Origin of the sequence: Amycolatopsis sp. NPDC051128 (genome assembly GCF_040682715.1) — a bacterium.
Classification (GTDB): domain Bacteria; phylum Actinomycetota; class Actinomycetes; order Mycobacteriales; family Pseudonocardiaceae; genus Amycolatopsis.
Window position 1 is genome coordinate 67,600 of the sequence record NZ_JBFBBN010000037.1, and the last position, 26,871, is coordinate 94,470.

The window sequence follows — 26,871 nt, forward strand, 5'->3', positions numbered from 1 at the left end:
AAGGACCGAACCATGAGCACCCTCGGCTACCAGATCATCGATGCGGCCGACACCTCGCTGAACAAGACCAGCGTGCTGGTCACCGGCGAGACGGAAGCCGTCGTCGTCGACGCGGCCTTCACTCGGGCCGACGGCCACCTGATCGTCGCCGCGGTCCTCGACTCCGGCAAGCGGCTCACCACCGTGCTGATCACCGCCGGCGACCCCGACTTCTACTTCGGCGCCGAAGTCATCGCCGACGCCTTCCCCGAGGCGGTGTTCCTCGCGCCCGCCGACGTCATCGAGCACATCCGCGACACCTACGAAAAGAAGCTGATCGCGTGGGCGCATCTGGGCGCCAACCTGCCCACGCGCCTGGTGGACATCGCGCCGCTGACCGCGCCGTCGGTCACCGTGGACGGCATCGCTCTCGAGGTCCGGCGCGGCAGCACGGCGCTGGGCGACCGCGCCTGGTACGTCTTCGAGCCGGCGGAGCGCGCGCTGCTCGGTGGGGTGCTGTTGTTCGAGGGCCTACACGTCTGGACCGCCGACAGTGGCAGCACCGAACAGCGCACGGAATGGCTCCGCGTCCTCGACGACCTCGAGGCGCTCGAACCGGCCTTCGTGGTGGCCGGCCACCGGGTCGCCGGCGCCCCGGCCGACCTGACGGCGATCCGGCACACCGGCGAGTACCTGCGGTTCTTCGAGAAGACCGTCGCCGAGTCCGCTGACGCCGCCGAGGCCGAGGAGCGGCTGCTGGTTACCTACCCGGACGCCGGCCTGAAGATCGCCGCGTCGCTCGGCACCAAGGTCGCGAAGGGCGAGATGACATGGGGCTGACCGAGGACACCGCGCCCGCCGCCGTCGTCCGGCGTCAGTACCTCGCCTCCGCGGCGGGCGATCTCGCCGCCCTGCGCGAGACGCTCGCCCCGGACGTCGAGTGGACGGAGATGGCCGGGTTCCCGCTCGCCGGCACCTACCGCACACCGGAGGGCGTCACGAGCGGTGTCATGGAGAAACTGGCCCAGGACTGGGAGAACTGGACGGCCCATGATGACACCTACGTCGTCGACGGCGAGAACGTCGTCGTCCTCGCCCGTTACACCGCGACGCACCAGGCGACCGGCAAACCGTTGAACGTCCGGGTGGCCCACCACTTCACGGTGCGCGGCGGCCTGATCGTCCGGTTCGAACAGTTCGTCGACACCGCGCTGGTCCGCGACGCCGCCACGTCATGACGCGGGCCGGACGCGTACGGAGCAAGCAGCGAGGGCCGAGAGTTCTTCGACGATAGCGTGAATTCTTGGCTGAGCGGGTCGCGTCCGGCTCCACTTTGGTCGAAGTCGTCCGGGCCCCGGCGGGGCACTACGACAACGAACTCCTGGCAGAGCGGCGTGTGGGCACCGACCGATCGACCAGGAGGTTTCCTGGTCTTCGCGCCAAACGCCCTCGACCCGGCCGCCTTCCGAGGGCGCGTAGGGAATCCGTCGGCTTTATTGTTGCCACGGCTGCGGGCTAGAGCAGCTGCCAGGCGCGGGTCAGGGTGTCGCGCAGGATCTGCTCCATCTCGTCGAACTGGCGCTGGTCGCAGATCAGCGGCGGCGACAGCTGCACGACCGGTTCGGCGCGGTCGTCGGCGCGGCAGTACAGCCCGGCCTCGAACAGCGCGTTGGAGAGGAAGCCACGCAGGACCCGCTCGGACTCGTCCGCGCTGAACGTCTCCTTGGTCGTTTTGTCCTTCACTAGTTCGATGCCGTAGAAGAAGCCTGCGCCGCGGATGTCGCCGACGATCGGCAGGTCGGTCAGCCTGTCCAAAGTGGACCGGAAGGCGGTCTCGTTCGCCAGCACGTGGCCGTAGAGGTCCTCGCGCTCCATCAGGTCGAGGTTGGCCAGCGCCACCGCGCACGACACCGGGTGCCCGCCGTAGGTGGACCCGTGCATGAAGGTCGTGGCGCCGTGCGTGAACGGCTCCATCAGGCGCTCGCTCGCGAGCACCGCGCCCAGCGGCGCGTACCCGGACGTCAGCCCCTTCGCGGTGGTGATGATGTCCGGCTGGTAGCCGTACCGCTTGGCCGCGAAGTCGTACCCCACCCGGCCGAACGCGCAGATCACTTCGTCGGACACCAGCAGCACGTCGTGCTTGTCGCAGATGTCGCGGACCCGGGCGAAGTAGCCGGGCGGCGGCACGAAACACCCACCGGTGTTCTGCACCGGCTCCAGGAACACCGCGGCGACGGTGTCCGCACCCTCGAACTCGATCGCCTGCTCGATCCGGTCGGCGGCCCAGCGGCCGTAGGCTTCGTAGTCGTCAGCGTGCTCGGGCGCACGGTAGAAGTTCGTGTTCGGCACGCGCAGGGTGCTCGGCACCAGCGGCTCGAAGTCCGCCTTCGCGCCCGGGATGCCGGTGATCGAGAGCGCACCCTGCGACGTCCCGTGGTAGGCCAGCGCGCGGCTGATCACCTTGTGCTTGCCCGGTTTCCCGACGAGCTTGAAGTACTGCTTGGCGAGCTTCCACGCCGTCTCGACCGACTCTCCCCCGCTCACGGTGAAGAACACGCGGTTCAGGTCGCCGGGTGACGCGTCGGCGAGCCGCGAAGCCAGTTCGATCGCCGTCGGGTGCGCGTGGCCCCACAGCGGGAAGTAGGCCAGCTGCTTCGTCTGCCGCGCCGCGGCCTCGGCGAGTTCCTCGCGGCCGTGGCCGACCTGCACCGCGAACAGCCCGGCGAGCCCGTCCAGGTAGCGCCTGCCGTGGGCGTCCCAGATGTAGGCGCCTTCGCCGCGCACGATCACCGGGACGTCGGTCTCGTCGTAGGCGGAGTGGCGGGTGAAGTGCATCCAGAGGTTGCTGCGGGCGGCCCGCGCCAGACCCGAGGCGTCAGCGGTGGCGTGGTCGGCGGTAGTGGTCATGCCTCAGTTATCGCACGCTTCAACCTGTCGAAGCAAGCGATTCAATCGTCCAGGCTGCCTTGCGCGACTAATTCATGTTCAATATACGGCGCTCGCCTTCGGATTTAGTCGTCATGCTCCGTGACTGCCCCACTGGTAGGTCTGCTTCCGCAGCTTGAGGTAGACCAGCGCCTCCGCGTGCCGGACACCGGGCAGCGCGCGGATCCGCGTCGAGATCAGCTGGAGCAGCGCCTCGTCGTCCGCGCAGACGGCCTCGCAGAGAACGTCGTAGCGCCCGGCGCAGAGGATCACGTACGCGATTTCGTCCATTTCGGCCAGCGCGTCGCCCACCGGCTCCAGCGGGCCGTCGACGGTGATCGCGACCATCGCCTGGCGGAACAGCCCGACCTGCAGGGGATCCGATACCGCGACGATCTGGATGACGCCGGAGTCCGACAGCCGCTGCACCCGCTGCCGGACCGCCGCCTCCGAGAGGCCGACCGCCTTGCCGATCGTCGCGTAGGCGCGCCGCCCGTCCTCCTGCAGCTGCGCGATGATCTGCCGCGAGATGTCGTCGAGCACCGGCGGGACGGGCCGGCTGGGGGTGTCCTGGCTGCTCACGCCCCGGATCATCCCCGACACGGGCGACGCAGGGCAAACCCGGCGAAATCGTCACGGGCAGTCACCGGATCCGAAGGCCGCACCACGCTCAGGCAACGGATTTAGTCGTCTTTGTTCCGTTGGCAACGCTGAACGGTGCTGTCACGTCCGCCGTGCCTTCTCCCTGGCGGGAGGGAACCCCATGCCCCGCACTCCCGCTCCGCCCGCGGGCGAAGTCGCAACGAAAGCTGAGCAGTCCCAGTCCGACGAGTTGGTCGATGTGCCGTTTCACGGTGGAGGCGCTGGTCTTCAGCGCGGTTGCCAGGGCTTGGTGCGAGGCCCGTCCGTCCTGGGCCAGGTGCGCGAGGATGGCCCGGTCGGCGGGCGTGACCTGACGTACGTCTCGGCCGGTGGGCGCGGACTTGGTAGCGGCGGTGAGCTGGGCTCGTTGCCCAGGAGCCAGTGCGTCGATCCGCCAGCGCCCGGCCTCGGTGAACATGTGGGTGTAGCGGTTGAGCGCACCGGCCACCGCGGCGGCGCTGCTCAGTGCGCAGCCGGGTCGCCTCCACCCTGTCCGCCGACCCGATGGAGCAGGTCACCGCCGAACTCGGGGACACACCAGGCTTCTTCCAGCCCTACACCCCAACTGCTCGCTCAGTGGGTCCAGGTCTTCGGCAACCCCCTCACCTGGGGCGACCTGCCGTGGCTCCGCTCACTCACCGACCTGCCACTGATCGTCAAGGGCATCGGCCACCCGGAGGACGCCCGGCGCGCCAAGGACGGCGGTGTGGCGGCCTCTACTGCTCCAACCACGGCGGCCGGCAATCCAACGCGCCCGCGCGATGCTGTCGGGGCCGGACACGACGCTCGGATCGCCGCCGACATACCGTGGGGCGGGTGTTTCATTCCGCTGGTGAGGCCGGTTTCTCGGTGGTCGTCCTCGTGATGGGCGTGGCCTGCGGATGGGGTGTGACGGACGCGGTGTCCGCTGCCGCGTCGCTGGCCGCGGCCATCTTGAGGAGGGGGAGTGCGGCGATGAGTGTTCCGGCGGTGAGGAGGATGCTCAGGACGCCGGCACCCATGTTGTCCATGATCGCGCCGACGGCCAGGGGGCCGATGCCACCACCGAGTGCTCCGCCGCCGCTGAGGGCGGCCACCCACCGTCCGGTGGAGTCGATGATCGAGGCGGCGGCGATTACCTGTACCAGGACGGCCAACTGGCACGTCTGCCAGATGGCGGCGGTGGCGATGAACAGAGTGGGGCTGTGGGTGACGATGAGAAGCCCCGTGCTGAACGCTTCGACGACGACGAACCCGGCCATCGAGTGCAGGCGGCCGAAACGCTTCACGGCGAGCGGTGCGGCTACGGCTCCGGCGAGTGCGACGACACTGGAGATGGCCAGGACGGCGGAGAGCACAGAGGCGGACATACCGGTGTGGCCGCGCCCCACGACGGAGGCATAGGACCACACTCCCTGCGTGACGGCCATCAGGAGGCCCGCGCCGACCAGCAGCGCGGCGGAGGGACGGGCTGGCCGGGAGGCTGCGTTGGGGGCGGTCGCGGAAGGACTGCTCGCCGGGTCCGGGCCGTCGGGGAGGTTGCCTACCAGGAACCAGCAAGGCAGGCAGCACGCGGCCAACAGGAAGAAGCCGGTTCCCCCGCCTGCGGACTCGTTGACCGCCGGGACGGCGACGAGCAGCAGTGCACTCGCGAACAGAGCGCCGGTAATGGCGATCGAGGAGGTCTTGTCGGCGTCGTCGCCGGCGCCGGCCAGGGCGGCGGTGGAGGCGGCGTAGACGGCTCCGAGTCCGGCGCCGAGCAGCAGGCTGGCCCCGATCAGCGTCAGGATGTCGAAGGCGACGGCGGCGCCGACGAATCCTGCAGCGGCCAGGGCCAGCCCTGTGCGGGCCATCCGGACGCGGCCGGGGCGGGCGGCGCGGTTGGCGAGCAGGAGGGTGGTGACCGCGACCGCCATCAGCTGGCTGGCTGCGACGAGTCCGGCGCTGGTGCCGGACAGGTCGAAGCGGTCGGCGAAGTCGTCCACGTAGACGGGCATCACGTTGGTGCCACTACTGCCGAGCGTGACTCCGGCGATCAGTGCGGCGGTGACGGTGAACGTCAGCGCGGTGCCGCTGTTCGTTTTCACTGAATGACACCTCAGAACTGGTAGGGGGTCGGTGCCGTGTCCAGTGCTGGAGCGGCGAATGGAGCCTCCGGGCAGAGAGGGCAGACTCGACCGGACGCGTGGTGGGCGCAGGCCGGCGGCCGGATTGACGAAGTGCTACAGCTTCCGCAGCAGCCGGGTCGGAGTCCGGGCCAGCAGGTATTCGACGACGGCCCAGGGCACTCGGGGCACCGTCGCGTGGACGGCGCCGGACTCGACGCGGTCCATGATCTTGCGGGCGCCCGTGCGGGTGTCGATGAGGAACGGTCGTTTGTCGCCCAGGGCTTCGTTGATCGGGGTGTCGATGTAGCCGGGGGCGACCGTGGTCACGGTGATGCCGCTGTTCCACAGCTCGCCGCGGAGTGACTGGAGGTACCTCGTGAACCCTGCCTTGGAGGCGTAGTACGGCGCCCCGCCCGGCAGGCCCGCCACGGCCACGACGGAGGTCACGCCCACCATGCCCGCAGCCCTGCCTGCGGAAGTGCGCGACGGACGCGTCGATGGTCGCCATCGCACCCAGCAGATTGACGTCGACCACCGCACGGTGCGCCTCGAAGTGGCCCTCCCCGATGTTGCCCTCGGCGTCGGCCCCCGCGTTGGCGATGACCAATCCGAGTTCGCCGAACTGCCGGACCGCGTCGTCGACCGTCCGCGCCACGGCCTCGTACTCGGTCACGTCCAGGGCGGCCACGGTCACCGAACGCTGCGGGAACGCGGTGGTGAGCACTGCCCGCAGTTCTTCCAGGATCTCGATTCTGCGCGCGGTGAGGTACACGTCGTAGCCGCGGGCGCACAGCTCGGTGGCCAGCGCCTTGCCGATGCCCGAGCTGGCACCGGTCAGGAACGCGGTTCGCGCGGGCAGCGGCGGCCGGCCCGGGTCGACGAAGGGCAGCTTCCCGAGCAGGCGGCGCGCGGTGGACAGTTCAGTGCCGTTCATCGGTCACCGTTCCTCTTGGATGGCGGTCGTGCGTTGTCCTTTGTGAGTGGCAGAGAGCGGGCCGAACGACCTCGTCGTCATCATGGCCATCCGTTCAATCTGTGTCAACAGTGGTGACAACTCTGCTTACCCCAACGTTGTCACCACTGTTGACACCGTCGGATCGGCAAGTCAGGGTTGAGGGTGCCGAGCTTGGCATGTCCATGCGATGAAGGGGGCTCCGTGGTGCGCAAGGAAACGGGTGGATGGCTGCTGGGAGCCGCCGCTGCGGCGGGAGCCGGGGCACTGTGGCTGTGGCGCCACCAGGACGAGGTGATGACCCGTCGCCCGGTCAACGAGTGGACGTTCACTCACATGAATCTCCTCATGCCCGCCGAAGACCTCCGCCGCGGAGGGGATGTGTTCCCGCTGCCCCGGCGACCGCGTCTCCTGGAGGTGACCTACGACCTCGGAGGGCGGGAGCGGAGCCTTGCCGAACTGCACGATCGAACGAACACCACCTCGTTCGTCGTGCTGCATGGTGGCGAGATCGTCCACGAGTCGTATCCGGGGTACTTCGCCGGGAACGACGTGCGGTTCCAGCTGTTCTCGATCACCAAATCGGTGACGTCGATGCTGATCGGGATCGCCCTCGACGAGGGGGCGATCAAGGACGTGACCGAGCCGGTGACGGTCTACTGCAGCGGACTGGCCGGCTCCGCCTTCGACGGCGTGACCATCGAGCATCTGCTCGACATGAGCAGCGGAGTGGGCGACCTGGAGATCTACACCGTTCGGGACAATTTGATCAACCGGTTCACCAAGGCCGCCACAGGTGGCGGCTCGCTGCACGAGGTCGTGTCCTCAGCCGAGCGTGCGACCGAGGCCGGCACGCAGTTCAACTACTCGACGATCGACACCCAGATCCTGGGATGGGTGCTGGAATCCGCCACCGGCCACTCCCTCGCGCAGTACGCCACGGAGCGCCTCTGGAGCCGCATCGGCGCCGAGCACGACGCCTACTACTGGCTCACCCGCAAGCACCCGCGTACCGCGATCGGCGGCGGCTCGCTCAATGCCACCGCCCGCGACATGGCCCGGCTGGGGCTGTTGATGTCGCGTGGCGGAGAGCTGAACGGACAGCGCATCGTGCCCGAGGAATGGGTGGCGCGCAGCCGGGGCCGCGGGGTGGCGCACCTGGAGGTCGGCGCGCTCGGCCCCAGCGGCTACCCGCATTACGGGTACAGCAACCAGTGGTGGACGCTCGGCGGCGAGCGACGTCCGTTCACCGCGGTGGGGATCCACGGCCAGTACCTGTACGTGGACCCGGACGCCGACGTGGTGATCGTCAAGACCAGCGCGTGGCCGACAGCGGACGACCCCACGCGTGACGCGGAGTCCATCACGGCACTGCGGGCGGTGGCCGACCACCTGCAGGAGAACCACCGTTGACAACACCGTCGATAAGATGACGGCCATGACGCCCGCGAAGACCAACTCGGCAAGAGCCACTTCCGCGGGGCGGAAGCGGCGTCCGGCATCCTTCCTCACCCCGGATCTGATTCTGGACACCGCGATGGCCGTGATCGAGACCGACGGTCCGGAGGCGCTCACCTTCCGCCGGCTGGGCACTGATCTGGGCGCCGACCACACAGCCGTACTGCGGCACTTCCGCGGCAAGGACGACCTGCTGCTCGCCCTGGCCGCCCGGCTGGTCAACGATGCCCTGCACGACTTCGCACCATCGGAGAGCTGGCGCGAGACCCTCGCGTCACTCGCCCGGCGGATCCGGGCCGCCTGCCTGCTGCACCCCGGGGTGGCCGTCCTGGTCGCGGCTCGCACCTCGCGGCGCGAGCCGGAGTTCCAGGGCGCCGACGTGGTCATCGGCGCCCTGCTCAAAGCCGGCCTCCGCGGCCGCGAAGCGGCCTCGTACTACCGAGTCCTGGCCGACACGGCACTCGCCGCCGGCGCCTTCGAAGCTTCCTTCAACGTGCTGGACAAAGGCGCTCAGGAAGGCGACCGGCTGGCTTGGCGCCGCGAGTACCTGACGGCCTCGCCACAGCGGTATCCGAATCTGGCACAGGTCGCCCCCTATCTCGCGGAAATCGAGGAGGAGGGCCGGTTCGAGACCGCGATCGGCCTGTTCCTCGACGCCGTGGAGCTCCGCGCGCAGCGCGCCCGCGGAGAAGGAAGCGAACACACGGAGAACTGACACCTCGTCGGGCAACAGGGGCGACCGGCGAGAACGCGCAAGCGCTGGCCGGCTTGGGGAAGATGTGGCCGCCATCGACAGTGCTGCGGCTCGCCGCCTTGCGGCCACCTCCCACATGCGGGCCTCACACGCCGGCGACCCCGGACTGGCGACCTGGGCGGGACCGGCCGCGCAGACCACCCGCGGCACTGCCCGGCTGCGAAACCCTGCCGGCATACCCACCGCGGTCTCGATGACCGGGCACCTCGCCTTGCACGCCGCGGCCGCTGCCCGCTTCTACCCCCCTTTCGTGACGGTCTGCCGAACTGGCGGAGGCGCGGTAGTGCGGGGGCCGGTGTGTCACCGGTGCGGTTGGCAAACCCCTTCAGCGGAAGCACGCGCGGACGGCGGTGGTGAAATCCGGCGGGGAGACCGCGTGTGAGGGGTTGCGGGTGCCCGACCAGCGAGTTACCGCTGAAACCGGCCCGTACTCCGGCGACCACGCCCGTATCCCGGCGGGCCCCCTTACAGACACCCCAGCACCGGGGTCCCACGGGGAGCAGCGGGTGGGTAGCACTTGCCACCACCCGTTCGGGCATGTATATATTACAGTCGTAAGACAAACGGCCGTAATATAACTGCGCGGAGCCACGGTCCTCGCGCCATAGCCGATGAGGTCAGATGACGACGACGAAGAGCATGACGTGGGTCGACGTGCCCACCCGCACGATCGACGTCGGCGGGGTGCCGTTCGCCTACCGGGAGCTCGGTCCGGCCGAGGGCGTTCCGGTGGTGTTCCTGCACCATCTGATGGCTGTCCTTGATGACTGGGACCCCAGGGTCATCGACGGCATCGCCGCCCATCGCTGGGTGATCGCGTTCGACAACCGCGGGGTCGGCGCGTCCGGAGGATCCGTGCCGGACACCGTGGAGGAGATGGGTCGCGATGCCGTCGCCTTCATCCGGGCGATGGGACTCCAGCAGGTCGACCTCCTCGGATTCTCCCTCGGCGGCGGAGTCGCCCAGATGGTGGTCCTGCAGGCACCCGAACTCATCCGCCGGATGATCCTGGCCGGCACCGGCCCCCGCGGCGGCGGCGGCATCAAAGAGATCAACAAGGTCGTGGTCAAGGCCTATGCCAAGTCCGCGCTCACCCTGAAAGACGCCAGGACATTCCTGTTCTTCCCGCGCGACGCCGAGGGCAAGCAGGCCTCGAAGGACTACCTCGCCCGGCTCAAGGAACGCACCCACAATCGCGACGAAAAGATCTCCCTGCAGGCTCGACGGGCGCAGGTGAAGGCCATCCGCGCGGCCGGACTGGACCAACCCGACGACCTCTCAGTGATCACCCAGCCGGTCTTCGTCGCCAATGGCGATCACGACCTCATGGTCGCGAGCAGCAACTCCACCGACATGGCCCGCCGGATCCCCAACGCCCAGCTGAAGATTTACCCCAACTCCGGGCACGGCGGCGTCTTCCAGCACCACCGGCAGTTCGTCTCCGAGGTTGTCGGGTTCCTCGATGCCTGAGAGGTCCGACAGGTCGGTCGCCGGGAAGGTCGCCACCGAGAGTGTGACGCCAGTAACCGTAGCTGGCGTGCGCGGCCAGGTCCGAGCGTTTCATGGTTTCCCGCGACATGCCGCACGGCACCGGGGTGGCGCCGGTGATCCACATGTTGTCGAACCGGGACGGGCAGCATGCGGCCAGCCAGCGTGAGGATCACCTTGCACAACAACGATTGCGCCGACTTGAGCCGTTTATAGTAGTCGGACTGGGTCCGGTCGTCTTCCGTGGTTCCGCCGATCACCACCGCCGCCAGGGAACGACTGCACGGCGGTCTGCTCCGTTGCCGGTCAGGAGCGGGGGGTGCGCGCGTCGAGGATCCCGTCCAGCATGGTGTCGATGATCCACGCGCTTCGATCTTCATGACTGCCTCGGACGAAGATCGCCGATCCGAGTTGCTTGAGCGTGGGATGCCGTGCCGGATCGGCTGACTCGAGTGTGCTCACGAGGTCGCTGAGTTCTTGCTCGCCGTTCTCCTGCCGGCCGTCCCACTCCGCCGCGGCGGCGGTGGCCTGCTGGAGCAGCAGGTCGGTCGCCCGGGCCGCCGCTTCCGGCTGGACGCCCGCCGTCGTCAGCAGGCGCATCAGCAGTTCGATCAGGTCGAGGTAGTGCGGTCCGTCGGGCCACACGAACAACGCGGACCGCGCGGTCACAGCGGCGCCCCACACTGGCGCACTGAGATGGTCGGTCCGGCACCAGGGTTCACGTCTCGGGACGTCCTGGACCGGGCCGACGTTCTCGACCGGGCGGAGTCCCTGATCGAGCTCATGGGCGGACCAGGTGAAGGCACGTCTCCTCGCCGACCTGGCGGCCCGCGCCCGGCCGAGAGGCGGCATCGGTCAGGCAAGCACGAGAGGCTTTCCAGAACGTCGACGTTGTTGCTGACGTCGATGGACTGGACGTCAGCAACGATCTGCTGCGCATCGTTGCGGACGTCGTCGCTGTGACCGACGGCGCCGCCGGTGTTGCCGTTGTTGACGGGTGAGTTCTGGCTCGCGAGGCCGATGACGCCGAGCTGGTTGCCGATGAGGTTCCGCGGAGCGGCGGGTGAAGCGTTGGCATTCGACGCCCACTGCGCTATAACGTCCAAGCGCATCGTCAGCCCGTGATCACGAGCCAGCGGCTCTTCTTCCTTACCTCAGATCGGTAGCGTTGGACGCCGTCTAAGTTGGGTTCGCCGCCGTAGCTGGCGAGGTGCTGCCACATAGAAGCGCCGCTCGTCAGATGCGGTGTGTTGCACCATCCTTCTGGAGGTCCAGCCCTGTTTGGCACCAGCCAGTCCGCAAAACCGGCCCCCGGTCGAGTGCGCCTCTCCGGGAAGCCGTAGCCGGAGAAGGCTGCGGCAGAATGTCGGCTCCGGTGGCATCGCGTTCGAGGTTCGCGACGCTGCTGCGGCAGGTCCGCGCGAAGTCTCCGGACGTGGCCGAGGTGGCCGCCCGCCGGTGCGTCGGGATCATGATCGACGGGCTCGGCGCGCGGCCGGGCAGCGAATTGCCGGGCGGTCCGATCACGGCACAGGACCTCGATCCCGACGACCGGAAATGATCTTTCCACTGGGTGATTCGCGAACTTTGCCGTGACCTTAATGTGATCTTCCTGTTATCTGTGCTAGCGTTCCGCGTTGTTCCGCCGACAGTGCAGGAACAAGATCGGGATGCCGCGAGATCGAAGGTAGAAAATGAATCGTAGAGTGCTGGCCGGGCTACTGGCCGTTCCGCTGGTTTCGCTGGGGGTCGCAGGATGTCGTCAGCCGGTCGCCGGCGCGGCCGGGACACCGTCTTCCGAGGTGCCCGCCACGACGAGCGTGCCGACCACGGCACCCAGTGTGACCAGCACTTCCGCCGTGCCTGCCACCTCGACGTCGAGTTCGTCCCGGGCGACGTCGAGTTCGTCCCAGGCGGCGCCGCCCGCGTCCAGCACGCCTTCCGTGGCGCCGGTGCGCAGTTGCAGCAACCCGTCCTTCACGACGAGCGACCCCGACGGCGGCTGGTCGACCGCCGGATACTACGTCCACAACAACATGTGGAACTCCGGCGAAGCGGGTCCGGAAACGTTGCGCGCCTGCGCGTACAACAACTGGTACGTTGATTCGACGCAGCCGGATACGACGTCGGTGAAAACCTACCCGAACGTGCACAAGGACATTAACGACCTGAATGGAAAGCCGTTCGACGATTATTCCGTGATCCAGTCGTCCTTCGCGGGTCGCGGGCCGGGCGTCGGCATTTACGACGTGGCCTACGACGTCTGGCTGAACGGCGTCGGCGACGGCAAGGGCGTGACCGAATTGATGGTGTGGACGGAGAACGTCAAGCAGGTCCCCTCGGGCAGCAAGGTCGCGACGTACGCGGCGCCGGGTGCCGTGGACTACGACGTCTGGAAGGACAACGACGGCTACGTCGCGTTCGTGGCGCAGAAGACGCAGTACTCGGGGAGCGTGGACCTGAAGGCCATGATCGCGTGGGCGATCGGCAAGGGCTACATCCCCGGCAACCCGACGGTCAACCAGATCGGCTATGGCATCGAGTTCTGCTCCACGGGTGGAGGCCAGGCCCGGTTCACGCTGACGGACTTCTCGGTGACGATGAGCTAGCGGGCGCAGCGCACGCCAAGCCCAAAGCCGTTACGCCGAGCACAGCGGCAGAGGTTTGCGCCCACTGGGCACCGCTGTGCCAACCCGGCACAACCTCGCCGACCACGTCACTGAACGACTACTCTGGGTGCGTTGTCGCGAGCATTGAGGCTCCGGATGCCGAACCGATGGACGGCGCCGCACCTTCCTGGTGGCCACCGGCCTACTCGGGTCCGGCTTGATGGCGAGCCCCGCGGCTGCCACCGAGCCGGACCCCGCCGCCCTGCTCGCTCGTCACCTTGCGGGTAGCGCGGAGCGATCCGCGGCCTCGGCCCGGCTGCACGGACTCCGCCCCCACCGTGGCGCCGGGTCGATCTTCGCCACCTCTGCCGCCATACAGGCCGTCACTTGTGGACGATCGCCGAGCGGTGTTCGGCTATCTGGGTGAGGAAGCCACCGACGGCGTGTGGCCGCCTCCGGCCGGGGAGCAGGGTCGGCGGTGGCGGGCTCGACAGGTGGGGCCGGCTCGGCGGTGGGGGTCTGCTCGCTCGCGGCGAGATCGGCCCGAGCAGCCGGCCAGTGTTCGACGGTGGCGTCGTCACCTCCGCATGCCCGGACGAACGCCGCCAGCAGGTCCGCTCTCGGCAGGGTGTCCCGCGACAGCGCTCCGCTGACCGTCGAACTCGGCAGCGACGTGCCCGCCTTCGCGGCGCGGCGTTCGATCACCCGGTAACTCAGATCGGTGCGGGCACGCAGGGTGCGCATCGCCGCGACGAACTGCGCGGCTAGCGGGCCCGCCGATCTCAGGGGTGTCCGGGAGCGTCCGGAACTGTCCGGAAACCTTGTCCGAGCTGGGGACGGACGGCTTTGTTCGGTTGCGTTCACCGACGTTCGCTCACGACACCGAAGAGGACGATGCCGATGCCGAGACGCCAGTTCCGCCCCGTCCGCCGACGCCGCCGCACCCCGGGACCGCTCGCCTGGGCCGGGTTCGCCGGCGGGATCACGATGGGCGCGCTCGCCGCGACGCTGATCACCGGGAGCAACGACCAGCCGCCCCCGCAGACCACCCAGCTCGCTTCGGGCGAGCTGCCGGAAGCACTCCGGAACCTGGTCGCCGAGTACCTCGCCGAAGAGGGTTACCTTCCCCCCGCCGAAGACACGGACGACGAGCCGGTCCCGCCGCCCGGTTCGCCGGTGCTCCCCACTCCGGCGCCACCCGCACCCGCCTCGGTGCCGGTGGTGCCCGCCTCGACCCGTGGCGGCTCGAACCCCTGGCCGATCGAGTTCATCCCGGAGCCGCTCGCGCTGCCCCTGCCGCCTTCGCCGCTGACGGCATCCGCGCAGCCGCTCGACGTTGGCGCCGTCACGGACGCCGTCCCGGCCGTAGCGCAGGCCGCGGCCGACGCGGTCCCGGCCGCCCTGCGAGCGGTCACGGAGCCGGCGCCGGACGTCCTGGGCACGGACAGCGCGCCGGCCGCGCCGTCTGGGGGTGCGGACGGTGAGCCGGTCGCCCTCCGGATGGCGGAAGCCGAGCCCGCTCCGGCCGCGTCAGACGCGGCCGCCGAGCCCGCTCCGGCCACTCCGCTCGTCGCCGCCGACGCCAGCTCGAACACGGCGCTCGTCGACGCCCGGTCCGTCCCCGCCGCCCAGCCGGCCCCCTTCGCCGCACCCGAACCGGAGATCAGCGGCCCGTCGGTCGCGGAGGTGAGTGCGGGCGAAGTCACCGTCGTCGAGGCCGCGCCGGAGCCCGTCAAGCCGAAGAAGGAGAAGCCGGTCAAGGCGTCCGTGTCCGGGCACGCGGAGGCGAAGCAGGGCCGTCTCGTGCGGGACACCGTCACGGCCGAAGCGCACGCCGAGGAGGAGCCGCGCGAGGTCGTGACCCTCGTCGAGGCGGCGGAGGTCGCCGGATGAACCCGTTGATCAGGCCCCAGCGGGTCATCGGAACGGGCACGCTCGCCGTCACCGGGCTGCTGGCCGCCACGGTGCTGGCGTCCGGGCTGTCGGACACCGTCGAATTCGCTGCCGGGCAGGGGGTCCAGCAGGTCGCCCACGCCTCATCTCCGGGAAGTGACGGCGACCAGGGCCGGCTGGCGAAGGCGAAGGCCAAGATCCTGGAGAAGATTCTCGACCTGGCCGCTCCGCTGGACCCCGCCGACCCGAACTACAAGAAGAAGGTGCTCCAGCAGGTTGCGGCCAGCCGGCTCTTCACCGACGTGGGTCGCGGCGACCTGAGCATCTCGCAGAGTGACCTCCCGAGCCTCATCACCGACGCGTTCGAGATCCACCGCCGGTTCAAGCAGACGGTCGAGGGCCTTCGGGGCCGCATGTCCAAATTGGACGAACAGATCGCCGGCCTGCAGGAGCAGGTGCGCACGGCGACGACCGACAAGAAGCGTAAGGCGGCCGGCGTGAAGCTGGCGAAGGCGACGAAGAGCCGCAAGGAGCTGAACAAGCTCGTCAAGAAGGCCGAGCACCAGGTCCGGCCGTACAACCGGGACGCACACATCAGGAACCTCGAGCGGACGATCTGGGGGCTCGAGCAGCAGGTCGACGGCAAGCTCAAGAAGGAGACGAAGAAGAAGGTCAACGAGCGCCTCGAGCAGGCCCGCAAAGACCTGAAGACGGTGCTCGAGGACCGCAACCGCGAGCAGCGCGGCGGCGACGACGAGGGCGGCGGCACACCGGCCAAGCGGACCGACCCCAAGCAGCCGCCGAAGAACCCGACGGGCGCCACGGACCCGGCCACCGCGAAGACCACCGCCAAGACCACCGCGAAACAGCCGGTGAAGGTCCGCGTGCCGCCGTCGAACTTCGCGCTGGAGAAGGCGTACCGGGGGGCCGACCAGCTGCGCGCGGGCATCGGCGCGCTGGAAGGGGTGGTGCCGCCGTACTCCTACAGGGAACTCCGCGCCAACCCGTACCTGCCGACGGCCTACAGCTTGGCCAGAACCTTGCAGGAGGCGCCGACGGAAAAGGACCTACGGTGGCTCAAGGACAGCATCCTGCAGCACGTACTTCCCGACCCGCACAAGCGCGCGACGTTCCTCCAGGCACTGCGCGACACCTACCGGCCCCAGATCGTGCCGGACGGCAAGGGCAACTACGTCGAAGCGGTCAACCCGATCCGCACGGAGTGGGAGGAGCACATCGCCAGGGCGTTCCCGGTGAAGGTGCCGACTCCGCGCGAACGCGCCATCGCCAAGCAGGAGCAGATCGACCGCGAGGACAACGCCCGCGGCGGCCCGATCAAGAAGCCCCTCACCCCGAGGGAGCTTGCGATCCACAAGCAGGAGCAAATCGACCGCCAGCAAGCCCAGCGCGGCTCGATCCGGAAGCCGGTCTACTCGCGCAAGGACGCCCTCCGTAAGCAGGAGCAGATCGATCGCGCGGACGTGGCTCGGAGTGTGGTGCGGCCTGCGGGGAAGAAGGTGAAGGTGCCGACCGCGCGGCAGCTGTCGGTGCGTAAGCAGGAGCAGGTCGATCGCGCGGACGTGCACCGTGGCGTGACCAAGCCGGCCGCCAAAAAGACGAAGAACGGCAAAGTTCCCACCACACGGCAGCTGTCGGTGCGCAAGCAGGAACAGCTCGACCGCGCCGACGTCCGACGCGGTGTCAACAAAGCTCCGGCGGCCAAGGAGACCCCGGTCACGAAGAAGCCGACCGGAAAGAAGGGAAAGATGTAGAACTTCGGGCCGTGCGTTCGGCGGGCCGGCCGGGCATGTCCCCTGACACACGCTGGCTCAGTAGCAGGCGGGCGAAGTCCAACTCGACGGAGTGGGGCTCTTGAACGCACTGGGGCCGCGTGGGCCGGTCGTGTCGCTGAACTTGCCGACCTCGCCCCAGGCGCCGCCGTAGCCATACCAGGGCATCGTCTTGACGTCATAGATCGATCGCGTGTAGGTCGACCAGATCTCACCGCCACCGGTGGCGTTGTCGGAGAAGCCGTACTGGGTGGGATAGGTCCCCGCTCGCGGATAGGTCGCGTGCGTGCCTAGCGCAGAGTAGCCGACCGGGTGCGTCCCGACCTTCTGGACGGACGGGTAGCTGAGTACGCACGAGCCACCGTGCCGGAAGTACGCCACGGTCAGCGGTTGGTTGGAGGGACTCAGCTTGATCGAGATACGTTCCCAATCGCCCTCGTGGTTCTGCACCGATGGCCCGTCGTTGTAGGCGTAGAAGAACCAGTAGGTGATGTGGTTGCCCTTGAGGTAGTCGTAGTAGATCTCGGCCCGCACGCTGCCGATGCCGCGCTGCCCGTTGTCGAGGTCGAGGTACATGCCCTCCGAACCATCGAACGACTCGTGTGGTCGCACGTTCTGGTTGCTGCGGTACACCGGGCCGGTGTGTGCGCACACCGCGTTGGTGTCCCGGTGCTGGTAACTGCCGTTGCCGAGGCTGGTTGCGTTCACCGTGCCGAGTCTGGCGAGTTGGTGGTCGGGACAGTTGTGGTGGGACCAGCCCAACGCCGAGTGCTGGAGGAAGGCGGCGACGTTCGTCGGTCGTTTCGTCTCGCCCTTGGTGAGGTAGATGACCGGGGCGTAGGCCAGATACAGCGGGGCATTCGGTCCGAACGAGCCAGCCGCTACGGCAGGGGCAGGTACCACTCCGAGCAGCGCCGGCCCCAGCGCCGCCACCAAGGTTGCCAGTAGGGATTTCCGTTGCATCACGAACACACTCCCTCAGGAAGGCTCTGGACATTGGCTGCCGGAGCGACGGTGCCTGCGAGAACCAACCCGGCCGCGGTGAACATGGCGACGGCCGCGCCGACTGTTCTGCAGCGGTCCGTTCTGTCTTCCTGCTCGACGCTCAAAACCGGCACCATGCGCATTACCTCTCGGATTGATCGAACAGAGCCCGAACGGCGCGGGCCTGTCACGCATCACTACACCCGATTCCTGGCGGCGAGGTTGGCTTCCCTCACGCATTCACCCGATAGGACCTGGGATTGACCTGTTTGACGGACAGGGTGGTCAGGCTATTTGACGTTTGGAGAGGTCGGCAAGTCTGTAAGCATAGCTTTCGCCAGCTTTTCGACGATTCTGCTCATTGCTCTCGTAGTCATGTCAATTATCTGGCACAACCCCGTTTCTATATTGTCCTAACGGTCATCTTTGCACTACTGTTTCTTTACTCGATTGCCACTCTCAGGCGGAATTGGGGATGCCATTCGTGCTCGGCGGCTCGCGAGGTCGTACGGTCACGCTGCGTGGCCGGTAGACTGCGTGGTGGGGTCGGTGTGGTTCGGAGGTGAGTGCGTGCGCGGGTGGCTGTGGGTGTCGCTCGTGCTGTCGGGCGTGGTGCTGGTGGCGGTGGCTGGCCTGGTGTGGTGGTCGGCTGAGCGGGCGCTGGGCCCGGCGCCGGAGGTTGTGTCTTCGTCCCGGGGTGGACTGTCCTGGTGCGCGTACGAGCACGTAGGTCAGCTCACGTGCGACCCGCCGCAGCTGACTGGTGGCACGGTGACGATGATCGTGGTGCTGGGCGTGCTGGGTGTGGCGTTGCTGGCGGTTGGGGCGGCGGGTCTGTGGCGACGGCGAGAGCGATCGCCGCGCGGTTAGGCGGGCCAGAGCCGAGCAGGGCGGATCCGAACCCCGGTTCGGCCGGCACGTTGTCACACGGGAACCGATGACAACCTGGTTTCGCATAGATCGAGCGGACAGCGCCTGGCTTTGCTGTGCCAGCGCGTTGGTGACGAGAGTGTGCAGGCCGGCACGGATTCGGTCGGTGCTCATGTGTTGCTCGGCACGGAGGTCGTCGACGACGTCTGCGCGCATGGCGGTGACCACCGCGTAAGCCAGGTAGTCGGCATCGGCCGCCGGGTGTGCGTCCCGTAGGCGTCGGGCGAGCTCATCGATCCAGATCTGGCTTGCCGGGTTGGCGTAATAGGCGTGGGGGCACGCTCCACGATCGCCATAGCTCGAGGCCCCGAACCGGGGCACCCGGCTTCGGGTGCCCCGGCAACGCCGAGCCGTTGCCGCCGGGGCTTATCCGGCGAAGTCGGCTGTGTGGTCCCGTGCCCATTCCGCGAGCGTGCGTGCGGGCCGGCCGGTCAGCTGCTGCACGGTCGGCCGGACCACGTCGGGCGTTTCGACCGTGTCCGACCAGTAGGCGAGGAGCATCGAGATGATGTCGTCGCCGACGCCGTAGGAGCGCATTTCGGTGCGGAACTCGTCCGGCGTGGTCTCGGTGAAGTGCAGCTCCCGGCCGATGGCCGCGCCGATCGCGGCGAGCTGCTCGATCCGGGTCAGCGCCTGCGGGCCGGTCATGGCGTAGTGCTCGCCGGCGTGCCCCGGCTCGGTCAGCGCCACCGCGGCGACGGCGGCGATGTCGGCCTCGTGGATCGGCGCCTGCGCGGACGTCGGGTATGGCCCGCGGACGCCGCCGGTGTAGCGGATCGGCTGAGCCCAGGGCAGCAGGTTGCCGGCGAAGGTGCCGGGCCGCAGGATCGTCCAGTCTGCCCCGCTGTCGCGGACGGCGTCCTCGATCGCGGCGTGGTGCAGCTGGCTGGCCGACCCGTGGTCGCGCTCGTGTTCGAGGGCGGCGGCGAGCGAGGAGAGCAGCACCAGGTGCGCCACTCCCGCGGCCGCGGCCGCCTTGACGAAGCCGGCCACCTCCGCGGCCGGGAAGACGAACACGCTGTCGACGCCGTCGAACAGGCCCTCCGGTGGCGCCGCGGCCAGGTCGCCGGCGACCAGCTCCACCTCCGCGGGCAGGTCGGCCGCTTCGGGGGAGCGGGTCAGCGCTCGCACGTGGTGCCCGCCGGCGAGCAGTTCGCCGACCAGGTGGCGGCCGACGGTGCCGGTGGCGCCGGTGACGAGGACGGTCTTGGACTTCGCGGTGTTGGCGTTCATGAGACCTATCGTGCAAGGTATTGCGGCAAGATCCTTGCCTCGATCCAGCGCATTGTGGAGACATGCCGAATCCGACTTCCCGCCTGCTGGCGTTGCTGACCCTGCTGCAGACCCGCCCGTCGTGGACCGGCGCCGAACTGGTCGAGCGGCTCGAAGTCAGCGCCCGGACCGTGCGCTACGACATCCAGAAGCTGCGTGACCTCGGCTATCCCGTCGAGGCGATTCCCGGGGTCGCCGGCGGCTACCGGCTGAGTGCCGGAACGTCGATGCCGCCGCTGCAGCTCGACGACGACGAGGCCGTGGCCATCGTCATCGCGTTGCGGACGGCCACCGGCAGCGCCGAGCTGGGCGAAGCCGCGGGCACCGCACTGGTGAAGCTCGAACAGGTCCTGCCGCGGCGGCTGCGGGGACGGATCGCGGCCATGCGTCAGTACACGGAGGCCGCACGAGCCCCGGGCGGTGTCGACCCCGACCTGCTGATCTTTCTCGCCGGCGCCTGTCGTGACCACCGCCGGGTCCGGTTCGGCTACCGGACGCGGGACGACACGGAGTCCCGTCGCGAGGTGGAGCCGCACCGCGTCGTCCAGGTGGGGCGGCGGTGGTACCTCGTCGCCTTCGACCCGGCCCGCGACGGCTGGCGGCAGTTCCGGCTCGACCGGATGACGGTGAAGCGCCCGGAAGGGGCGAGGTTCGTCCCGCGCGAGGCGCCTTCCGCGGCCGACGTGGTCCACGGCATCGACTCCGTCTTCGCCCGCCACCGCGCCGTCGTCCTGGTCGACGCGCCGGCCGCGCGGATCACGGCCAGGCTGCCGTCGACCGTGCCCGTCGAACTGGTGGACGACGAGCGCTGCCGCGTGCACGCGACGGGCGAGTCACCGGCCGCGCTCGCGCTCAACCTGCTGATGCTGGACGCGGACTTCGAGCTCGAACAGTCCTCGCCCGAGCTCGACGCCGCACTCGCCACCCTCCGGCGGCGGCTCGGCTGAGCGGCGGGTTGTACGTCCTCTGTACGCCTCCGCCGGATCATCCGCCGCATGTTGAGAACGGGCTTGTTCACTCTGATCGCCGCCCTGTGCGCGGTGCTGCTCCCGGCGACGGCGGACGCCGCGCCCGCACCGGGGGTGCGCGCGAGCTACGCGAACCCGGTGCGGAGCGACGGCCACGTCGACGCCGCCGCCACGATCGACCGGCTGCGGACGATGAACGCCAACACCTACGCCTTCCTCGTCCAGAACGAGACCGACTGGCACGAGCTCGAGACGTTCCTGCCCGAGGCGCAGACGGCCGGGCTGACCGTCTGGACCTACCTCGTGCCGCCGTCCGAGTGTCCCGGCGGGACGAGCTGCGCGGAATACCTGCCCTACAAGAAGGACTACACCGCCTGGGCGAAGGCCATCGGTGCGCTGTCCCAGCGCTACCCGGTGCTCAAGGCGTGGGCGATCGACGACTTCAACCACAACCTGTCGTTCTTCACGGCGACCTACACCAGGCAGATCCGCGACGCCGGCCGCGCGGTGCAACCGGGCCTGGAGTTCTACCCGGTGGTCTACTCGGACGCCATCACAACCTCCTTTGTGGACAATTACGGCGGGGTCATCGACAGCCTGATCATGCCGTTCCGGGACGACCCGCAGCGCAACACGTTGTGGACCGGCGGGGTGAGCGCTCAGCTGGACACCCTCATCACCCGGCTGGCCGCGAAGAACCGCAAGCTGATCCTGATGGTCTACGCATCGACCCTGTCGGCCACCACGGTCACTCCGGACGTCGCTTACGTGCGCGCGGTCACCGCCGTCGGCATGCAGTACACCGCCGCGGGCAAGATCGCCGGCGTCATCCAGTACGCGCTGCCGCTCACCCCCGGCCGTCCGCAGAAGTCCGACGAATCGTTCGCGCACACCGGCAACGGCGGCCTCGTCTTCACGGTGCAAGCCAAGACGGCTACCAAGGCGGGCGACTTCGCCGCGGCGAGCACGACCATCCGGCTGGACGAAGGCTCGAGCTCGTGCCGGATGGTGCTGTGGCACAGCGACGACCGGGCCGCCACCAGCCCGGCCGGGTACCACTTCAAGCAGGCCCAGGTCGGCGGAACACAGGTTTGGCAGCGCGATGTCGCCACCGAGGACACGGACTGGTACACCTCGGCGCCGATCGACCTGACCTCGCGGCTGACCGGAGGTTCGGCAACCTTGACGCTGCGGCTGTACGAGGCGAAGGCGGTGGCCGACTACGAAGTGGTGGCCCGCTTCGACGACGTTTCGCTGACCGGCTGCCACGTGGCCAATGCCGATTTCGAAGCCGTGGGTGGGTGGACGTTCAGCCGCGGGAACGGGGTCGTGAACGTCGGGCAGCACATCTACGACCCGGCGTATTCGACGTCCGTGCTGGCCGCGGTCGGTGCGCTGTACGCGGCCTGACAGCCGGACCTCGAGGACCGCGCTTTCTCGGCGCTGGAGATGAACGCGCCCGTGGAGCCCGCGCTGTGCGCGGATATCACCGTCACGGCGCCGGCGGTGACGTTTGAGCGCGACGCGGTCATCGCGGCGGCCGTGGCCTGTGGTGGCGTTCGACGTTGCCACGTCGGCGAGCCACGCCAGGCTCGGTTTCGGGGAGCGGACGAAAGTTTCACGGTCGCCGGTCTGGCTATGGCGTTCAAGCTCATCGAGGCCGCGCAAGCCCGCTGGCGCGCCGTCAACGCACCCCACCTTGTCGCACTCGTTCGCGCCGGCGCCCAATTCGAACGCGGCCACCTCGTCGAACGAGCAGCCCAGTAATCCACCACCATCATTGCCGCAGCCGGATCAAAGATTTCTCATCCACAAGTCTTGGCGATCGCTCCCGTCGAATGAGTCGGACTCATTCGGCAGATGCGTTTGCGTCCGTGAAAATAAGTGCGATCCAGTCTGGCTGGCTCAACCGCGACTGTGCCACACTGCTGGCACTGGGGTGGTCCCGCGCGGGCCTCAGCCGTGGCCTGCGACGAGGGAGGCGATCCGGTGTGCGGCCTCGGTTCCCGACCGTTGAAGAGCCCGCGCCCCAGCCGGATGTCGCGCGGTCGGCCACCTCGCACCCACCCCGCACCGACGATCCCGGTGTCGCTGGTGGTGCCCGCGTTGGGCGATGTCGAAGTACAGCCCGGACTGAACCGGCAGCGGAAGCTGCAGACTTAACGCCGCCATCACAGTTTCACGCACTCACGGGAGACGATGATGATCGACCCGCAGGACCAAGGACGATCCATCCGCCGGCGCACGGTTCTCGGCGGGGGGCTCGCCGCTCTGGGGGCCGTGGCCCTGCCGGGCGGGATCGCGTCGGGCACGCCCGGCGCGGCACCCGAAGCCGCGGCGGCGTGGGTGGACCCGCCCAACGGTTACCCCGAGTGGAACAACAACATCGGGATCTTCGAGGTCAACTCGGAGCCGCCGCACGCCACCTCCATGCCGTACGCCGACCTCCAGCAGGCGCTGGACGCCGACCGAACCACGTCGCCGTACCGGCTCGACCTCACCGGGACGTGGCGGTTCAAGCACGTCGCCAAGCCCGCCGACCGTGACCTGAACTTCCACCGCACCGACGTCGACGACACCGCCTGGCCGACCATCCCGGTGCCCGCCAACTGGCAGCAGCACGGCTACGACTTCCCGATCTACGTCAACTACACCTACCCCTGGTGGGGCGCCAACGGGCAGAACGAGAACGCCCAGCCGCCGTTCGCGCCGACGCGGTTCAACCCGGTCGGCCAGTACCGCCGGCGGTTCGACCTCCCGGCCGCCTGGCAGGGGCGGCGGGTCCACCTGCACTTCGAGGGCGTCAAGTCCGGGTTCTACCTGTGGGTCAACGGAACGAAGGTCGGGTACCGCGAGGGCTCGTACACGCCGGCCGAGTTCGACGTCACCGACTACGTCCGGGCCGGCTCCAACCTGGTCGCGGTCGAGGTCTACCGGTTCCCGGACGGGGACTGGATGGAGGACCAGGACATGATCCGGCTGTCCGGGATCTTCCGGCCGGTCTTCCTGTACTCGGTGCCCGCGGTGCACCTGCGCGACTTCACGCTCACCACCCCGTTGCGGGACAACTACACCAACGCCGACCTGGCGGTGAAGGTCGCGATGCGCAACCGCGGCGCGCAGCAGTCGGGGACGTACTCGGTGGAGGTCCAGCTCTACGACGCCAACCGGCAGGCCGTCTGGCCGTCGCCTCTGCGGGTACCGGTGAACGTGGGCGCGGTGCCGGTCGGGCAGGACGCGACGGCGCAGGGTTCCCAGGCCGTCCAGGGCCCGAAGCTCTGGTCGGCCGAGCACCCGAACCTCTACACCGCCGTGCTGCAACTGCGCGACCCGTCCGGCGCGGTCACCCAGACCGCGTCGGCACGGGTCGGCTTCCGCGAGTTCACGCTCTCGGGCGGCCTGATGCGGATCAACGGTCAGCCCGTGTCGTTGCGCGGCACCAACCGGCACGAGACGAACCCCGACCGCGGGCAGGCGTTGACCCGCGACGACATGGTCGCCGACATCAAGCTGATGAAGCGGCTCAACATCAACGCTGTCCGGACCTCGCACTACCCGAACAACGCGGTGTGGTACGACCTCGCCGACGAGTACGGCATCTACGTCATGGACGAGGCCAACCTGGAGACCCACGGCGTGCGGGACAACTACCCCGACTCCAACTCCGCCTGGACCGCGGCCGTCGTGGACCGGGCCGTCCAAATGGTGCACCGCGACAAGAACCACCCGTCGGTCGTCATCTGGTCGCTCGGCAACGAGGCGGGCGGCGGCAGCAACTTCGTGTCGATGCGCAACGCGATCCGCTCGGCCGACCCGACCCGGATCGTCCAGTACGAGGGCGACAACCGGCGCGAGGTCAGCGACATCCGGTCCCGGATGTACGAGAGCCCGTCCACGGTCGAGGGCCGCGCCAGGGACACCTCCGACACCCGCCCGTACGTGATGATCGAGTACTCGCACTCGATGGGCAACTCCAACGGCAACTTCAAGGAGTACTGGGACATCGTCCGGCGCTATCCGGTCCTGCAAGGCGGGTACATCTGGGACTTCGTCGACCAGGGCCTGCGCCGGCCGATCCCGTCGGGCGGCAGCGGGACCTACCTCGCGTACGGCGGCGACTGGGGCGACAACCCCAACGACGGCAACTTCTGTGCCAACGGCATCGTCACCACGGACCGGCGGCCGGCCGGCAAGGCGGCCGAGGTCAAGCGGGTCTACCAGGCGATCACCGTCTCGGCGGGCGCGGACGTCACCAGCGGGGTCGTCAAGATCACCAACGAGCACCTGTTCACCAACGTCAACCAGTTCACCGGCCGGTGGGCGCTGGTCGCCGACGGCACAGCCGTCCAAAGTGGAGCGCTCACCGCCGCGCAGCTCGACATCGCGCCGTTGACGAGCAAGACCGTGCAGCTGCCCGTGCAGCGGCCGACCGCCCCGGCGCCGGGGGAGGAGTACTTCCTCGAACTGTCGTTCACCCTGACGACCACCACGGCCTGGGCCGACGCGGGGTACGAGGTGGCGCGGCAACAACTCCCGGTGAACTTCTCCAGCCCGCCCGTCGTGCCGACGCCGGTGGCGGACGTGCCGGCGTTGACGGTCACCGAGGCCAGTGACCGCGTCACCGTCGCGGGCACGGACTTCACCGTCGTCTTCGCCAAGGCGACCGGCACGATCAGCTCGTTCGACGCGATGGGCGTGCGGCTGGTCAACTCCGGCCCGGTGCCGAACTTCTGGCGCGCGCCCACGGACAACGACCGGGGCAACGGCCTGCCCAGCCGCAACGGCACCTGGCGGCGTGCCGGCCTGGACCGGACCGTGACCGGGTTCTCCGTCAGCAAGCCGTCGGACCGCGCCGTCCGGATCGCGGTCACCGGCACCCTGCCGACCAGCACCACTTCGACGTACACCACGACGTACACGGTGTACGGCAACGGGGAGATCAAGGTGGACAACACCCTGCACCCCGGGGCGACCAGCCTGCCGTACATCCCGGAGGTGGGCACGATCCTGTTCCTGCCCGCGGACCTGGAGCAGGTGCGCTACTACGGCCGAGGGCCGGAGGAGAACCACTGGGACCGCAACAGCGGGTCCGACGTCGGCGTGTACTCCTCGACCGTCTCGGGGCAGTGGACCGGTTACATCCGGCCGCAGGAGAACGGCAACAAGACCGACGTGCGGTGGGTAGCGCTGGTCAACGGCAGCGGCCGTGGCCTGCTCGCGTTCGGCGAACCGCTGCTGGAGGTGAACGCGTCGCACTTCACCCCGGAGGACCTGTCGACCGGTGTCCGGCACGACTACCAGTTGACGCGGCGGCCGGAGGTCGTGCTGCGGCTCAACCACCGCCAGATGGGTGTCGGCGGCAACGACAGCTGGGGCGCGCAGACTCTGGACCAGTACAAGCTGTTCGCCAACCGGGACTACTCCTACACCTACCGGCTGCGGCCCCTGCCGGATGTCGGCCAGGCCCTGGCGCTGTCCCGGCGACCGATGGAGACGGCGGGCGGCGGCAGCGGTCCGCAGACCGGCGTGTACTACCGGCTGGTGGCCCAGCACAGCGGCAAGGCCGCGGACATCAACGGCACGTCCACCGCGGCCGGCGCGCTGCTGATCCAGTGGTCGGTGTCCAGCGGGCTCAACCAGCAGTTCGACTTCGTCGACTCGGGTAGCGGCTACTACCGGATTCGGGCGCGGCACAGCGGCCTGGTGTTGCAGGTCGCGAGTTCGAGCACCGGCGCCGACATCAGCCAGCAACCCGATTCCAACGCCGCGAGCCAGCAGTGGCGCGTGGTGGACCAGGGCGGCGGCACGGTGAGCCTGGTCAACCGCCAGAGCGGCCTGGCGATGGACGTGTACAACGCGTCGACCGCCGACGGCGCCCGCATCTCGCAGTGGACCGCGGGCGGCGGTGCCAACCAGCGCTTCACCCTCCAGCGCGTGTGAGCCGGTAGTCCGGGTGCGGACCAACCTGGCGCGGGTACCGAGGTACCTGCGCCAGGTCGGTCCCCGTTGACCCACCACCTGTTCCGAACACACGAACAGGACAGTCCCGCGCCCCAGCGCGCGCATGCCCGACAGCACTGCGGTCACGGCCGTCGCCGGCCCCCTTACCGAGAACTCCAGCGGCGCGTCGAGGTCGTCGA

General features: G+C 68.9%; 23 protein-coding genes and 2 pseudogenes. 15 read left to right on the plus strand and 10 right to left on the minus strand.

The window, feature by feature from the left end:
• Positions 1-12 precede the first annotated feature (12 nt).
• On the plus strand, positions 13-819 hold the full coding sequence (locus AB0M82_RS31105) for an MBL fold metallo-hydrolase (RefSeq protein ID WP_364729414.1): 807 nt from the start codon (positions 13-15) through the stop codon (positions 817-819).
• Entirely contained in the window at positions 810-1,217 is a 408-nt protein-coding gene (locus tag AB0M82_RS31110; protein ID WP_364729417.1) for a nuclear transport factor 2 family protein, read from the plus strand. Before AB0M82_RS31105 ends, AB0M82_RS31110 begins: the two co-directional genes overlap by 10 nt.
• 277 nt (positions 1,218-1,494) lie before the next feature.
• Here the strand turns inward: AB0M82_RS31110 and AB0M82_RS31115 are convergent, their stop codons facing one another.
• From AB0M82_RS31115 to AB0M82_RS31125, 3 genes are all read right to left on the minus strand, one after another.
• Positions 1,495-2,886 (minus strand): aspartate aminotransferase family protein, encoded by a 1,392-nt coding sequence (locus AB0M82_RS31115; RefSeq protein ID WP_364729420.1) that lies wholly within the window; start codon positions 2,884-2,886, stop codon positions 1,495-1,497.
• Positions 2,887-2,997: 111 nt separating this feature from the next.
• Positions 2,998-3,498, minus strand: coding sequence for an Lrp/AsnC family transcriptional regulator (locus tag AB0M82_RS31120; RefSeq protein ID WP_364729423.1), 501 nt, complete (start codon positions 3,496-3,498; stop codon positions 2,998-3,000).
• Positions 3,499-3,574: 76 nt separating this feature from the next.
• On the minus strand, positions 3,575-3,994 hold the full coding sequence (locus AB0M82_RS31125) for a winged helix-turn-helix domain-containing protein (RefSeq protein WP_364729426.1): 420 nt from the start codon (positions 3,992-3,994) through the stop codon (positions 3,575-3,577).
• On the opposite strand from AB0M82_RS31125, the gene AB0M82_RS31130 reads away from it, so the two are divergent.
• A complete protein-coding gene (locus tag AB0M82_RS31130) occupies positions 3,965-4,411 on the plus strand; it encodes an alpha-hydroxy-acid oxidizing protein (protein WP_364729429.1) in 447 nt (148 codons plus the stop codon). The two genes, AB0M82_RS31125 and AB0M82_RS31130, sit on opposite strands and share 30 nt — an antisense overlap.
• Here the strand turns inward: AB0M82_RS31130 and AB0M82_RS31135 are convergent.
• Positions 4,368-5,612: an MFS transporter gene (locus AB0M82_RS31135; protein ID WP_364729432.1), complete on the minus strand. Its 1,245-nt coding sequence runs from the start codon at positions 5,610-5,612 to the stop codon at positions 4,368-4,370. The two genes, AB0M82_RS31130 and AB0M82_RS31135, sit on opposite strands and share 44 nt — an antisense overlap.
• A 135-nt stretch (positions 5,613-5,747) precedes the next feature.
• A pseudogene (locus AB0M82_RS31140) lies at positions 5,748-6,567 on the minus strand (SDR family NAD(P)-dependent oxidoreductase).
• A 222-nt stretch (positions 6,568-6,789) separates the two neighbouring features.
• Between AB0M82_RS31140 and AB0M82_RS31145 the strand changes: the two are divergent.
• The 3 genes from AB0M82_RS31145 to AB0M82_RS31155 all read left to right on the plus strand — a co-directional run bounded on the left by AB0M82_RS31145 (position 6,790) and on the right by AB0M82_RS31155 (position 10,267).
• On the plus strand, positions 6,790-7,998 hold the full coding sequence (locus tag AB0M82_RS31145; protein ID WP_364729434.1) for a serine hydrolase: 1,209 nt from the start codon (positions 6,790-6,792) through the stop codon (positions 7,996-7,998).
• A 25-nt stretch (positions 7,999-8,023) separates the two neighbouring features.
• Complete coding sequence (locus AB0M82_RS31150; protein ID WP_364729437.1) at positions 8,024-8,758, plus strand: TetR/AcrR family transcriptional regulator C-terminal domain-containing protein; 735 nt, start codon at positions 8,024-8,026, stop codon at positions 8,756-8,758.
• 678 nt (positions 8,759-9,436) lie between these two features.
• Positions 9,437-10,267 carry an alpha/beta hydrolase gene (locus tag AB0M82_RS31155; protein WP_364729440.1) on the plus strand — a complete coding sequence of 277 codons (831 nt, stop codon included), beginning with the start codon at positions 9,437-9,439 and terminating at the stop codon, positions 10,265-10,267.
• A 35-nt stretch (positions 10,268-10,302) separates the two neighbouring features.
• Here the strand turns inward: AB0M82_RS31155 and AB0M82_RS31160 are convergent.
• Together AB0M82_RS31160 and AB0M82_RS31165 are read right to left on the minus strand one after the other, a co-directional pair.
• Positions 10,303-10,397 (minus strand): annotated as a pseudogene (locus tag AB0M82_RS31160) (IS982 family transposase); the annotation flags it as partial.
• 194 nt (positions 10,398-10,591) lie between these two features.
• A complete protein-coding gene (locus AB0M82_RS31165; protein WP_364729443.1) occupies positions 10,592-10,954 on the minus strand; it encodes a TetR/AcrR family transcriptional regulator C-terminal domain-containing protein in 363 nt (120 codons plus the stop codon).
• 706 nt (positions 10,955-11,660) lie between these two features.
• Here AB0M82_RS31165 and AB0M82_RS31170 point away from each other — a divergent pair.
• A complete protein-coding gene (locus tag AB0M82_RS31170) occupies positions 11,661-11,846 on the plus strand; it encodes a hypothetical protein (protein ID WP_364729446.1) in 186 nt (61 codons plus the stop codon).
• Positions 11,847-12,047: 201 nt separating this feature from the next.
• On the opposite strand, the gene AB0M82_RS31175 is transcribed toward AB0M82_RS31170, so the two are convergent.
• On the minus strand, positions 12,048-12,254 hold the full coding sequence (locus tag AB0M82_RS31175) for a hypothetical protein (protein WP_364729449.1): 207 nt from the start codon (positions 12,252-12,254) through the stop codon (positions 12,048-12,050).
• Here AB0M82_RS31175 and AB0M82_RS31180 point away from each other — a divergent pair.
• From AB0M82_RS31180 to AB0M82_RS31190, 3 genes are all read left to right on the plus strand, one after another.
• On the plus strand, positions 12,229-12,894 hold the full coding sequence (locus AB0M82_RS31180; protein ID WP_364729452.1) for a hypothetical protein: 666 nt from the start codon (positions 12,229-12,231) through the stop codon (positions 12,892-12,894). The two genes, AB0M82_RS31175 and AB0M82_RS31180, sit on opposite strands and share 26 nt — an antisense overlap.
• 900 nt (positions 12,895-13,794) lie before the next feature.
• Positions 13,795-14,787 (plus strand): hypothetical protein, encoded by a 993-nt coding sequence (locus AB0M82_RS31185; protein ID WP_364729455.1) that lies wholly within the window; start codon positions 13,795-13,797, stop codon positions 14,785-14,787.
• Entirely contained in the window at positions 14,784-16,559 is a 1,776-nt protein-coding gene (locus tag AB0M82_RS31190; protein WP_364729458.1) for a hypothetical protein, read from the plus strand. Before AB0M82_RS31185 ends, AB0M82_RS31190 begins: the two co-directional genes overlap by 4 nt.
• Before the next feature lie 57 nt (positions 16,560-16,616).
• Here the strand turns inward: AB0M82_RS31190 and AB0M82_RS31195 are convergent, their stop codons facing one another.
• Positions 16,617-17,540, minus strand: a complete 924-nt coding sequence (locus AB0M82_RS31195; RefSeq protein WP_364729500.1) for a Vps62-related protein — start codon at positions 17,538-17,540, stop codon at positions 16,617-16,619.
• 591 nt (positions 17,541-18,131) lie between these two features.
• Here AB0M82_RS31195 and AB0M82_RS31200 point away from each other — a divergent pair.
• Positions 18,132-18,431 (plus strand): hypothetical protein, encoded by a 300-nt coding sequence (locus AB0M82_RS31200; RefSeq protein WP_364729461.1) that lies wholly within the window; start codon positions 18,132-18,134, stop codon positions 18,429-18,431.
• Positions 18,432-18,857: 426 nt separating this feature from the next.
• Here AB0M82_RS31200 and AB0M82_RS31205 read toward each other — a convergent pair whose 3' ends face one another.
• On the minus strand, positions 18,858-19,724 hold the full coding sequence (locus tag AB0M82_RS31205) for an NAD(P)H-binding protein (RefSeq protein WP_364729464.1): 867 nt from the start codon (positions 19,722-19,724) through the stop codon (positions 18,858-18,860).
• A 62-nt stretch (positions 19,725-19,786) separates the two neighbouring features.
• Between AB0M82_RS31205 and AB0M82_RS31210 the strand changes: the two genes are divergently transcribed.
• The 4 genes from AB0M82_RS31210 to AB0M82_RS31225 all read left to right on the plus strand — a co-directional run bounded on the left by AB0M82_RS31210 (position 19,787) and on the right by AB0M82_RS31225 (position 26,671).
• Positions 19,787-20,710, plus strand: coding sequence for a WYL domain-containing protein (locus tag AB0M82_RS31210; protein ID WP_364729467.1), 924 nt, complete (start codon positions 19,787-19,789; stop codon positions 20,708-20,710).
• A 48-nt stretch (positions 20,711-20,758) separates the two neighbouring features.
• Complete coding sequence (locus AB0M82_RS31215) at positions 20,759-22,141, plus strand: hypothetical protein (protein ID WP_364729470.1); 1,383 nt, start codon at positions 20,759-20,761, stop codon at positions 22,139-22,141.
• 39 nt (positions 22,142-22,180) lie between these two features.
• Positions 22,181-22,498: a hypothetical protein gene (locus tag AB0M82_RS31220; RefSeq protein WP_364729506.1), complete on the plus strand. Its 318-nt coding sequence runs from the start codon at positions 22,181-22,183 to the stop codon at positions 22,496-22,498.
• A gap of 435 nt (positions 22,499-22,933) precedes the next feature.
• Positions 22,934-26,671 (plus strand): glycoside hydrolase family 2 TIM barrel-domain containing protein, encoded by a 3,738-nt coding sequence (locus AB0M82_RS31225; protein ID WP_364729473.1) that lies wholly within the window; start codon positions 22,934-22,936, stop codon positions 26,669-26,671.
• Positions 26,672-26,871: the final 200 nt, after the last annotated feature.